The organism is Ignavibacteriota bacterium, from assembly GCA_016218045.1.
GTDB lineage: Bacteria > Bacteroidota > Ignavibacteria > SZUA-365 > SZUA-365 > JACRFB01.
In genome coordinates, this window is record JACRFB010000012.1 from 54,873 (window position 1) to 66,753 (window position 11,881).

Sequence of the window (11,881 nt, forward strand, 5' to 3'; positions counted from 1 at the left end):
TTCTTGTGAGCGGGATGGACGCGGGAATTATCCGAGCAGATCGGCCACCACGGTTTTTTCGTCGCGGAGTTCCTGCAATGTCACGGCAATCTTGCCTTTCGCATACTCGCTGAGCGGCAGACCCTGCACGATCTCGTAGTTGCCCGCGCCGTCGTAGCGGACGGGGAAGGAGAAGATGAAGCCCTCGTCGATACCGTAGCTGCCGTCGGAAGGCACGGCCGCGGAGACCCATTCGCCGGCGGGTGTCGCCGTGATCGAGGCGCGCACATGTTCGATGGTTGCATTGGCTGCCGACATGGCCGAGGAGCTGCCGCGCGCATTGATGATCGCCGCGCCGCGCTGCTGAATGATCTTGATGAAGTCGCCCTGCAGCCACGCAGTGTCGGTGATCACGTCGGTAAGCGGCTTGCCGCCAATACGCGCGTTCTCGACATCGGGATACATGGTGGCCGAGTGGTTGCCCCAGATCGCGACATGCGAAAGTTCCGTTGTGTCGACGCCGGCCTTTTTGGCGAGCTGCGCGACGGCGCGGTTCTGATCGAGACGTGTGAGGGCGCTGAAGCGCTCCTTCGCGACGCCCTGCGCGTTCGCCATCGCGATAAGCGCGTTGGTGTTGCAGGGATTGCCGACCACCACCACGCGCACGTCCGACGCCGCCTTGCTGGCGATCGCCTTGCCCTGGCCGACGAAGATCGGACCGTTGTCCTTGATCAGGTCGTTGCGCTCCATGCCCTTGGTGCGCGGTTTCGAGCCGATGAGCAGCGCCCAGTTCACGCCCTCGAAGGCCGTTTCGGTCTGATCGGTGAGCACCACGCTGTCGAGCAGCGGAAAGGCGCAATCCTCGAGTTCCATCGCGACGCCTTCCAGCGCGCCCATCGCGTGCGGAAGTTCCAGCAGACGCAGTGCGACGCGTGTGTCGGGTCCGAACACCTGTCCTGATGCGATGCGCGGCAGTATCGCGTATCCGATGGCGCCCGCGGCGCCGGTCACTGCTACATGTACGGTCTTGGCCATGACGATCCCGTTCCTCGTGAAATGTGAAAGTAATCCGTGAAGTGGAAGAGAAGAATATCGCTTCAATAGCGATCAGTAATGTAGGGATTTCCGCAGAACGATGGAAGAGGCCGCGGCGGCGGGGATGTTCCGAATCACCGGGGAATTGCGCACCTTGCGCGCATGAGTGCTTCCGATCACATTGCAGACGGTGCGACCATGCGGCGACACGTGATGCTGCTGTCCCTGCTCGTCCTGACCGCGGCGGCCTGCCTCGGCTGCGGCGGCGGAGCGGACGCCGAGGCGGTGAAAACCTATGCCGACAACACGCTCCCGCCGTTGCGCGAGAGTCTGAACGCGGCGCTGGAACGGTACGACAACGTCTCCGGCGGAAATTTTGTGGACGAGGCCACGACCTACGAGACCGTGCGCGACATGATTCTTCCCGGTTTGAAGGAACTTGTCCTGCAGGCCGAAGCGGTGCATCCCGCCACGGCCGATGTCACGCGTGTGCACGATTCGTTCCTCGCCGCGGTACGCCGCTATGTGTCGGCCTTCCAGCTCTTCCTTCTCTCACTCGATCAACAGAACATGGCCAACACGGCGGTCGCCCTCGAGGAACTCGAGGAGGCGCACATTCTCCGGCGCACGTTTGAGCAGCGCTTCGAGGATGTGTGTGGCGAATATGGGATAGTGCTTGGAGCCCCCGCACCCGCGCGTTGACGCCGCGGCGGCGCCGCCCAAGGATCAGAGCGGCGGCAGCAGAATTGTTGCGGAACCCAGCCCGGCGCTTTCGAGCGTCACATACAGCATCAGACGGGAAACGGTGCCGCGTGTGATGGATACTTCGTGCTGTCCCTGCGACGGCACACCGACGGAGCGCGCAAAAACAAGACGCCCGAGCGCGTCATACACCCGAACCTTCGCCTCACACGCGCGCGGCGCTGTGAAACGGAGGATGGCCGCGCCGCGGGATCCGGAGGGACGCACACTCTCGATCCGGAAGCCGCTTCCGCCGGGAGCCGGCGGCGGCGTGGCGTCGGTGCGCAGCAGCATCGCCCGCACGGCGGTACCGGTGGGCGACAATGCGTTGAGCACGATGTTGCGCGCCGCGACACTGTCGGCGGTGCGGAAGGCGGCGGCGGGGGGCAGCGCGCGTGTGCGTGTGTCGTATTCCACATAGCCGTAGAAGAAACGCATCCAGAACAGCGAGGCGAAGTCCATTCGCGTCAAGTGCGCGAGACCGTGTATCAGTTCCGCAAACTGTATGTCGAGCGGACTCCAGAAACTGAAGATGTCGCGCGCGAACACGTCGGCCGCCGTGGCGGCGGGTCCGCCCAGTTCGCTGTCGCGGACCTTGTACAGCCAGGATTCACCGAGGACGAGACGTTTGTTCGCGCGCGCGACGAGTGCCGCGATGTCGGCGACACGTTCGAGCACGAACTCGCGCTGAATCGGATATACGTGCAGGTCTATGTAGTCGAGCGACGTCTCCTGCGCGAGGCGTCGGCAGAACACCGGATCGTCCCACGTGCCCGCGCCCGCGCCCAGTTTCACGTTACCGCGCTGCACGGAATCCGTTATCGTGTGCACGATTCCGAGCACGGTCTCGACCGTGAAGGGGAGTCCCGTGTTCATCTGCATCGTCTGCGGTTCGTTCTCGATGGTGAGATAATCCGGACCGATCGATCCGATAATATCCCTGACCATGCGGATCTTGTCGCGCGTGTATTTCTCTATGGTGAGGCCGCTGTAATCGACGGGAAGACTGCTGAAGGCGGGATTCGGGAAAATGGTCTGCGCGCCGATATGCAGGGACATGCCGCGGCTGCGCACTTCCTGCGCCACCCGGCGGTAGAAGTCCAGATACTCGGCCGCGCGTGGAAACTCCGGAACGAGGATGGGGTAATCGACGGCAATCGAAATACCGCGAAAGCCCATGTCCTTGAGCCGGTCGAGTGTGAGTGTCACGCCTGTCATGGTCTGCGGCGCGAGCAGTGCCTCTCCGCGGTTGCTGTTCGCGACCAGCAGTTCCGTCGCCCAGGTCACCGGATGTGTTGCGCCCGCGCGCCGCGCGCTCACGGCGCTGTCGAGTGCCGCGAGCTGTGCGTCGAGTTCGTCGTACATGGCGCGGTATTCAGCGGGCACCTGCGCCGCGGATGAAGGGATCGCGCCGCTCTGCGCGTGCAGCGCAACAGGAAGCAGAAACAGGACGGCAACGAGAATGCTCGAGGTTCGCGCCGCGGCGTTGGCGCAACGCGGTCCCAAGACGGTTGCTGCGACAGCGTGCTCGAAAGTGAGACCCAGGATCCGCATCGTGAGGTACGTATGACAGGTGTTACCTGTCGCCCCGGCGTTCGCGGAAACGCTCGCGGCTCTTTTCCCGGATCTCCTCTTTCACCTTTTCGAAGGGCTCCTTCTGCGCCTCGGTGAGGTGCACCGCGATCGAATCGTACATTGCCGCGCTGCGTGTGCGCATGGATTCCATCATGGCCTCGCGGTCGCCGCGCAGCGCCTCGCGGTCGGCGCGCAGTTCCTCCTGCCAGCGTTCGATGATCTCCTTCACCTTTGCGCTCTGATCGTCGCTGAGCGAGAGGCGCTCCTTCATCAGATCGAGCATCTCCTGCGCGCGTTGCGACCGACCGCCGCCGTCGGGCTGCGCGAGCAGGGGGCGGGAGAGAAGCACGCTGAATACCAGCGCGGCGAGGACAAAGAGAGCGGTGTGCAGCGTTTTTCCAGGCATGGGTGCTCCGGCGAAAGGTGAATACAGGACTGCGTGCTCCCTTGAAGACACACGCGCGCCGCGCGGGTTTAATCCATCCCGTGACGCAACTGACGCGGGGAGGTCCAGAACTGCAGCGTACAGCCCCCTGGCTGCGCCGCCTCACGCCATGTCGCGGCGGTGCTGCCAAGACAGGCAACGGCGCAGGTGGGCATGTGCCGCGGCGGCTCGCTGGTGAGCACGGCCGAGGCGTCGCCGATGCCCGGACTGTGCGCGACAAGCATGATGGTGTCGACAGTGTCGGGACATGCGGCAACAGCGGCAAGAATGTCGGCGGCAGGTGCGAGATACAGCGAGGGCAGTGTGTGGATGCGGGCGGCATCCACCGACATGGCGTCCGCCAACGCCTGCGCCGTGCTTGTTGTGCGCACGGCGCTGCTGGCGAGGATAAGATCGGGGCGAATGCCGCGGGCGAGCAGGTGCGCTCCCATCGCCGGCGCATCGTGTGCGCCGCGGGAATTCAGAGGACGGTTGTGATCCGAACCGTCGAGGTTGTCCCACGCGGATTTGGCGTGGCGCACGAGCAAAAGTTTCTTCATCGGGTGTGGGGTAGAGCGCCCGTGGGCGCGGTGTCTCGCGTAAATATACGAAAGAAGCGGGCGCACGCTGCCAGGTCGTGTTACCTTTCCGCGGCTCTCGTGTCTTGCATGTGAGAACGCGATCAAGGCGCGGGACAGGGGACGCAGGACCCGCGCGTCATTCATTCACCATTCCTCATCATCGATGTATGCTGTGGAGGACGTCATGCACATCCGTGTACCAGGGTGTATTCTGTTCATTGTCCTGTTGACCGCCGTTGCGGCGGCGCAGACGGGAAAAATTTCGGGAAAAGTTTTTGACGACGAGACGGGTGATCCGATCTGGGCAGCCAACGTCCGAGTCGAAGGCACCTCACGCGGCGCTTCCACGGGCCAGGGAGGCGAATTTGTGATTCTCGACGTGCCCGTCGGCAAGGTCACGCTTGTTGTGACACACGTCTCGTATCAGAAGATGACCGTGCGCGACGTGCTCGTGAAAAGCGGCGAGACGGCCTTCCGCGAAGTGCGCCTCTCGACAACCGCCAAAACCGTCGACGAAGTTGTGGTCGTCGCCGTACGCCCGCTCGTGGATCCGGGGCAGGCCACAGGCAAGGAGACGCTCACGATGGAGGATATCGAGAACCTCCCAGTGCGCAGCATCGAGGGGATCATCGGCATGCAGGCCGGTGTAGTCGCGACAGGCGGCGGGCTCAGCATACGCGGCAGCCGCACCGATGAAACCGGGTATGTTGTGGACGGGTACAACGCGAGCAATCCGCTGTTCGGCGGGCGCACGGTGAGCGTGATCAACAATGCCATCGCCGAAATCAACATGCAGGCCGGCGGGTACTCCGCCGAACACGGCGGCGCGAACGCGGGACTCATCGGCACCACGACACGCACGGGCGGCCCGCGCCTGCGCTTCGAGGCCGAAACGTACACCGACCATTGGGCGGAACCGGGCAACAAGACACTCGGCACATACAGCACGGGCAGCAGCGTGCATGTGCTCACGGCGGGTGGTCCGATCGTGGGTCCGCTGCGCTTTTTTATCGCCGGCCAGAACGCGTTTTCACGCACGCCGGCATCCGGTTTCCAGCTTCCGTACAATCTCACCGACAAGTACGACGCGCTGCTGCGCAACACGCCGGCGCATGCGCTGCTCTCGCCCGAGGAACAGGCCAAGCCGGGCATCTTCGATCCGCAGCTCGGCTCCTCTGCGAAAAAAATCGACTACCGTTTCCCCGGCGGCATGCTTCTCAACGCCGCGAGCGAGTCGTGGACCTTCAACGGCAATATCACCGCCGACCTGGGCAACGTGAATCTGCGCGCGATCGGTTCCTACGCCTTCTCGAGCGGCAGGGGCGGCGCGGGACTCACGACGCGTGAGAACGAGCGGCGCGCCTCGCTGTCGGAGAGCGAGGATTACAGCGCAACGATGAAGCTGACGCATTTTCTTTCGACAAACACCTTCTACGAATTGTCCGCCGTGTATCTCGGAAATTTTGCCGTGACGATGGACAACGATCACCGGCACAACATCTTTTCGTACGGCGATTCGATCGCCAACGCGCAATACGGCTATCAGTTCCGCGCGGACGGCCTGCCGCAGCTTGCGTCGACGCTGTTCGGCGCGAATTTCACGCCGTTCGGATCACCCATGGCCGGCTACGGGAAAACCCGCTTCACGTCGATGCAGGCGAAGCTGAACCTCCTGCACCAGATCGGGAACACGCACGAGATCAAGACGGGCGGCGAAGTGGTCACGTACAGCATTCGCAGCTTCGGCATCGACGCCTTCGGCCTGAAGAACTTCATGCGTGAAAATCCTGATGCCACCGCCCTCGAAATAGCGGGAAGCGCGGGCACGAACTACTACGGCTACGACATGTACGGCAGGGAAGTGGATAGTGGACCCGACGGTCCGAAAAGGCCGGTGTTCGGATCCTTCTACGCGCTCGACAAAATCGAGCTTGCGGATCTGGTGCTCAACGTGGGTGTGCGCTACGATTACATCAACACCGCGTCGAAGGAATTTGTCGATCCGCACAACATCAAGTTCACGAGCGAGGGGCTTGTGGATCAGAGCGAGGCGAACATGAAGTCCGTCGCCGCGTCGCACACGCTGAGTCCGCGCCTCGGCTTCTCGTTCCCCGTGACCGAGCGCACGGTGTTTTATGCGCAGTACGGCGTGTTTGTGCAGCAGTCCCGTCTGCGCGACATCTACCTCGGCAACGCGGTGATTTCGAGCAACCTGAAGGGCGGGTACGCGGTGTCCGCGCCCGTCGGTTTCGGCCTGCGCCCCGAGCGGACCACGCAGTACGATTTTGGTTTCCGTCAGCAACTCGGCGAGAATCTCGCCTTCGATATCGGCGCATATTATCGCGACATCCGCGACCTGATTCAGCAGCGCCAGATCACGGCCGCGCCGGGCGCGGAGCATCCGGCGTATTACGCGTGGGTGAACGGCGACTTTGCCACGACGTCGGGCGTCTCGCTGCGCATCGACGTGCGGCGGGTCGAGCGCGCGCAGGTGTCGGTGGATTACACGTACGCCGATGCCCGCGGCACCGGGTCGAGTCCGTCGTCGGCCTTCCGCGCGCTGTGGCTCTCGCCCACCGAAACACCGTTCCTGCCGAAGTATCCGATGCTGCTCGACTTCGACGTGACCCACAAGGGTTCGATGAATCTCGACTACCGGTTCAGGGCCGACGATGGTCCCGCGATCGGCGACATCTACCCGTTCGAGCGTATGGGATTGAACCTCGTGTTCGCGTTCAACAGCGGCAGACCGTACACACGCGTCAACGAGTTCAGTTTCGGCGACCGCCGCACGCCGGTCGAGGCGATCAACTCGTCACGCACGCCGTGGACGTTTCAGCTCGACGGCCGTCTCGACCGCTCGTTCCGCGTCGGACCTGTCGACCTCAACGTGTACCTCTGGGTCGTGAACATTCTCAACACCAAGAACGTGACCGGCGTGTACGCGACATCCGGCAGCGCGAACGACAACGGCTTCCTCTCGACCGACGAGGGGCAGAACCGCATCGCCAACTACAGCCGGTACGGTGATGTGTTCGGCGAGTTGTACAAGGATTTCTACTACCAGTCGTATCTCATGAACGCGGGCGTGTATGGCGCGCCCCGCAGAATTTACCTCGGTCTCCGCGCCACGTTCTGAGACGCAGCGAGTCCTCCATCCAGCGATAGCACACCAGGAGCCATCATGATACGTATCACACCGTTTCTCCTGTCCGCGCTGCTTGTGTTTCCGCTTGCTGCCGCGGCCGAAAATCCGGAAGGCCCCCAGAAGGGTGGCCTGTCGAAAACCCTTTCGAACGACCAGTGGGACTTCATTTCCGTCAACAACATCCTGATGTGGATGTCGAACAACGGGCGTATGTCGCACAATCCGCTGTCGGATCAGTCCGGCTGCGAATGGCCCAAGCGCAGCGCGAAGTACGTGATCTTCACCGACGGCATCATCTGGGGCGGGAAGATACAGGGTCAGCGGCGCGTGGGCGGCGCCACGTACAATGCGGGCCTGCAGGCCGGGCCGATACTGCCCGACGGCAAGGCCGCCGATCCCAGCGATCCGCGCTACCGCATCTTCAAGATTCAGCGCGTGAATGCCGAGCAGTTCGCGGCGCTGTCGGCCGCGGATCAGCAGCGGCTGCAGAAGGACTTCGTGGAATGGCCCGCGGGTCCGCCTCCCGGTGGATCGGGTGCGCCGTGGCGCGACAGGAACGGCAACGGCATCTACGAGCCGAATTTTACGGACTGGCTGCAGTACGGCGATTCGACACGCAGCGACATACCGCTGCTGCCGGGCGACGAGAACATCTGGTTCGTGTCGAACGATCTCGACTCGCGCCGCACCGTGAACCTCTACGGATCACCGCCCATCGGTATCGAACTGCACACGCTGGTGTGGGCGTACAAGCGCACCGGACCACTTTCGAACATCGTGTTCACGCGATACACCATCATCAACAAGGGCACCGACGATCTGCTCGAGGCGTATTTCTCGAAATGGTCCGATCCCGATCTCGGCGACGCGTGGGACGACTTTGTGGGTATCGATACAACGCTCAGCCTGGGTTACGCCTACAACGGTCTCTCGAAGGACGAAGTGTACGGCGTGCCGCCCGCGGCGGGATACGATTTCTTCCAGGGGCCGATCGTGCCCAGTCCGGGCGATTCTGCGCGATACAATTTCGGCATCCGCACGGGTGTGAAAAATCTGGGCGTGTCGAGCTTCGCATTTTACATCAACGGCAGTTCCGTGTACCGCGATCCCGATCTGAAGGATCCTGCGGGAGCGGAGCAGATGTACAACTACATGCAGGGGCGCCTCTACAACGGAAGGCAGTATGTGGATCCCACCACCGGGCAGATCGTGCGCATGTGCCTGCCGGGTGATCCAATCACCCGCGCCGGATGGATCGACGGCATCGTGTCGACACCGGGCGACCGGCGTTTCCTGATGACGTCGGGTCCGTTCACGCTGGCGCGCGGCGACACGCAGGAGGTGGTCGTCTCGACGATCGTGGGCCGCGGATCAGACCGGCTCAACAGCATCAAGGTGCTGAAGTACTTCGACCGCTACGCGCAGATCGCCTTCGACAACAATTTCGACCTGCCGCAGGCGCCGCCCTCGCCCATCGTGCGTGCGTCGCTGCACAACCGCCAGGCGGTGCTTACTTGGGGCGATCCCGACATCGTGGCGCGTGTCGAGAAACACAGCGACCGCGGCTACCGCTTCCAGGGGTACAACGTGTATCAGTTCCGCAAGGCGAGCGATCCGCTCGACGACGCCGTGCGTCTCGCGACCTTCGATGTTGTCGACGGAACGTCGATCATCTTCGACGAAGTGCTCGACGAGAAATCGGGCATCGTGCTCGACGTGCCCGTGCAGTTCGGCACCGACGGAGGACTCGAGCGTTCCTTCGAAGTGACCAAGGATTTTCTGCTCGACCGTCCGCTGGTGAACAATCAGCCGTACTACTTCGCCGTCACGGCCTACGCGTTTAATCCCAATCCCGACGCCACGCCGCGTCAGCTCGAATCGACTCCGGTGATCATCGAAGTGAGGCCGCAGACGACCGATCCGGGCGTGCGTTTCGGCGAACCACTGCGCAACCGCATCGTGCCCGTGCACACCGGAGGCACATCCACCGGTTTTGCGGAAGTGGAGGTGGTGGATCCGCTGCGCCTGACAGGCGACACATACGAAGTGTCGTTCCGCAGCACGGGAAATGTCGCGACGACATACGATCACACGATGGACGGCGGGACGGTGGACACGCTGCACGTGCCGTCTTTCGACACGTGGGTGCTGAAGAATGTGACCAAGGGCACAACACCGGTGACCGGGGCCACGGGCTTCCACGGCCTGCAGACCGACTATTACGTGGTGGACGGATTCAAGATCGGCGTGCGCGGTTCGAGTTACTACACGCAGTACAACGCGCGGGAGTACGATCCGGCCAATCCGCGCCTGCATCACGACGAGATACTGCTCCGCGAATGGATCGGCGGTCCCGAAGTGTTCACGCCCTACGAGCGCGGATCGAAGGACAGCGGGCGTTGGTGGGAATGCGGATACAACGGCGAGTTCGGCAGCAGTCTGAAGGGGTATCAAGTGGACCGCATTGTCGAGATCCGCTTCGATTCCACGAAGCCGCAGAAGGGGTACATGTTCCTGCGCGGCGCGTCGCCGAACTACGGCTACCGCGGGTATTTCGATTCGCCCATACAGGTGTGGGATGTGACCGACGCCGATCCTTCCAAACATTTCCAGCTCTGTTACGCATGGGTCGAGCAGTTCGGCCGACCCGCGCAGGACAACCGCTGGGGACCGACGACGGATCCGAACGACCGCGAGATGTTGTACATCCTGAACGAGCGCTACACCGGCACGCCGAATCCCGCATGGACCGATCCCAGTTTCCGCCTGAACACCGGCGCGCGGAACATGCCGATCCTGTACTGGTCCTGGCATCTGCTCAAGACCGACTACGCGGGTCAGCGTGATCCGTGGCAGCGCGGGACGATATGGCGCATCACGCCGAAGGTGGCTTTCTCCGAGCGTGACACGTACACGTTCTCGACGATACCGCCGACCTTCTCGAAGGAGCAGGCCAAGAGTGACGTGTCGGCCGTGAACGTGTTTCCGAATCCCTACTACGCGTCGAACACGCGCGAGCAGAACAAGTATCAGCGTTTCGTGACCATCAACCATCTGCCTGCGCGCGCGTCATTCAAGATTTACACGCTGTCGGGCGTGCTCGTGCGTTCCTTCGAAAAGAACGACGCGAGCCAGTACGCGACATGGAATCTGCTCAACGACAACGGCCTGCCGATCGCGAGCGGCCTCTACTACATCCATATCGAGATGCCCGATCTGGGACTCGAGAAAACACTCCGTCTCGCGGTGGTGACGGAGACACAATTCCTCGATCGTATCTGAGCGGAGGCAGCCATGAAACTCGTTTCGAATGCAGCAACAGCATCGCGCGTGCGCGGCATGTCCCTCCTTGTCCTCCTCGTTGCGGCGGCAGCGTTGCTGCCGGGCGTGAGCAGCTTCGCCGGCGGAGGCAACCGGCGTGGCACCGCGGCAGCCGACCAGCTCCTCGTGCCGGTCGGGGCGCGCGGTATCGCGCTCGGCGGCGCGCCGCTGTCGGGTATCTCCGGCACCGAGGCCATATACTACAATCCCGCCGGACTCGCCGGCATGTCCACGTCTGTGGACGTCCGTTTCTCACACATGAGCGGCTTCGACGCCGACGGTCTGAACTACGCTGCGGTCGGCGCGTCTTTCGCCGGCTTCGGCCATGTCGGACTGTCGATCAAGTCGTTCTCGTTCGGCGACATCGTCTACACCGACGAACGTAATCCCGACGGCACAGGCGCCGTGTTTGCTCCGACCTTTGTGGATCTCGGCATCACATACGCGCGCGCTCTCACCGACCGCATACGCGCCGGACTGACCGCGCATATCGTGTCGGAGGAATTGAACCGCGTGTCGTCGTCGGGCATCGCGTTCGACATCGGCGTGCAGTATCACGGCCTCGCCAACGTACGAGGCCTGCAGCTCGGCGTGGCGCTCAAACATCTCGGCAGCGCGATGGCGTTTGATGGACCGGGCCTGTACCGCACGGTGAACGAAATCGGATCGGATCGTGAAGGACAACTGCTGAAAATCGAGGCGGCGGGATTCCAGATGCCCACCTCGATCGAGATCGGTATGGGGTATGTGCGGGATCTGGCACCCGAACACGTGCTCACCGTCTCGTCATCCTTCGAGAACAACAACTTCCTGCCTGATCAGTACCGCATGGCCGTCGAATACGGATACATGAATCTGTTTTTTGCGCGCGTCTCGTACACACTTGCGGGTGGTGACGCGGCGGACGTGAACGGCGAGTCGTCGTATCTTTTCGGCCCCTCCTTCGGTGCGGGCGTCCGCCAGAACGCAGGCAGTATCGCCTTCGAATTCGATTACGCCTACCGGACCGCGAAAGTATTCAAAGGTTCTCATGCCTTTACGCTGGGTATAACGTTTTAGCATCCCGAAGCACATATC

At 62.5% G+C, this 11,881-nt stretch carries 8 protein-coding genes; 4 read left to right on the top strand and 4 right to left on the bottom strand.

Annotation, left to right across the window (positions count from 1 at the left end):
* Positions 1 to 27: 27 nt before the first annotated feature.
* Complete coding sequence (locus tag HY962_03580) at positions 28 to 1,014, bottom strand: malate dehydrogenase (GenBank protein MBI5645989.1); 987 nt, start codon at positions 1,012 to 1,014, stop codon at positions 28 to 30.
* A 162-nt stretch (positions 1,015 to 1,176) separates the two neighbouring features.
* Here HY962_03580 and HY962_03585 point away from each other — a divergent pair, with 162 nt between their 5' ends.
* Complete coding sequence (locus HY962_03585) at positions 1,177 to 1,716, top strand: hypothetical protein (GenBank protein ID MBI5645990.1); 540 nt, start codon at positions 1,177 to 1,179, stop codon at positions 1,714 to 1,716.
* Between the two features lie 24 nt (positions 1,717 to 1,740).
* Here HY962_03585 and HY962_03590 read toward each other — a convergent pair whose 3' ends face one another.
* The 3 genes from HY962_03590 to HY962_03600 form a co-directional block, all read right to left on the bottom strand.
* Positions 1,741 to 3,261: a hypothetical protein gene (locus tag HY962_03590; protein ID MBI5645991.1), complete on the bottom strand. Its 1,521-nt coding sequence runs from the start codon at positions 3,259 to 3,261 to the stop codon at positions 1,741 to 1,743.
* A 70-nt stretch (positions 3,262 to 3,331) separates the two neighbouring features.
* Positions 3,332 to 3,736 (bottom strand): hypothetical protein, encoded by a 405-nt coding sequence (locus tag HY962_03595; GenBank protein ID MBI5645992.1) that lies wholly within the window; start codon positions 3,734 to 3,736, stop codon positions 3,332 to 3,334.
* A 68-nt stretch (positions 3,737 to 3,804) separates the two neighbouring features.
* On the bottom strand, positions 3,805 to 4,314 hold the full coding sequence (locus HY962_03600; protein ID MBI5645993.1) for a histidine phosphatase family protein: 510 nt from the start codon (positions 4,312 to 4,314) through the stop codon (positions 3,805 to 3,807).
* A gap of 205 nt (positions 4,315 to 4,519) precedes the next feature.
* Here HY962_03600 and HY962_03605 point away from each other — a divergent pair, with 205 nt between their 5' ends.
* Genes HY962_03605 through HY962_03615 form a run of 3 tightly spaced genes read left to right on the top strand, consistent with a single transcriptional unit; the run spans position 4,520 to position 11,863 of the window.
* Positions 4,520 to 7,474, top strand: coding sequence for a TonB-dependent receptor (locus tag HY962_03605; GenBank protein ID MBI5645994.1), 2,955 nt, complete (start codon positions 4,520 to 4,522; stop codon positions 7,472 to 7,474).
* Positions 7,475 to 7,519: 45 nt separating this feature from the next.
* Positions 7,520 to 10,765 carry a T9SS type A sorting domain-containing protein gene (locus HY962_03610; GenBank protein ID MBI5645995.1) on the top strand — a complete coding sequence of 1,082 codons (3,246 nt, stop codon included), beginning with the start codon at positions 7,520 to 7,522 and terminating at the stop codon, positions 10,763 to 10,765.
* 12 nt (positions 10,766 to 10,777) lie between these two features.
* A complete protein-coding gene (locus HY962_03615) occupies positions 10,778 to 11,863 on the top strand; it encodes a PorV/PorQ family protein (protein ID MBI5645996.1) in 1,086 nt (361 codons plus the stop codon).
* Positions 11,864 to 11,881: the final 18 nt, after the last annotated feature.

Bases quoted from the DNA above. Each gene is read 5' to 3' on its own strand.
- HY962_03580 (MBI5645989.1), bottom strand. From the start codon at position 1,014: ATGGCCAAGACCGTACATGTAGCAGTGACCGGCGCCGCGGGCGCCATC.
- HY962_03585 (MBI5645990.1), top strand. From the start codon at position 1,177: ATGAGTGCTTCCGATCACATTGCAGACGGTGCGACCATGCGGCGACAC.
- HY962_03595 (MBI5645992.1), bottom strand. From the start codon at position 3,736: ATGCCTGGAAAAACGCTGCACACCGCTCTCTTTGTCCTCGCCGCGCTG.
- HY962_03600 (MBI5645993.1), bottom strand. From the start codon at position 4,314: ATGAAGAAACTTTTGCTCGTGCGCCACGCCAAATCCGCGTGGGACAAC.
- HY962_03605 (MBI5645994.1), top strand. From the start codon at position 4,520: ATGCACATCCGTGTACCAGGGTGTATTCTGTTCATTGTCCTGTTGACC.
- HY962_03610 (MBI5645995.1), top strand. From the start codon at position 7,520: ATGATACGTATCACACCGTTTCTCCTGTCCGCGCTGCTTGTGTTTCCG.
- HY962_03615 (MBI5645996.1), top strand. From the start codon at position 10,778: ATGAAACTCGTTTCGAATGCAGCAACAGCATCGCGCGTGCGCGGCATG.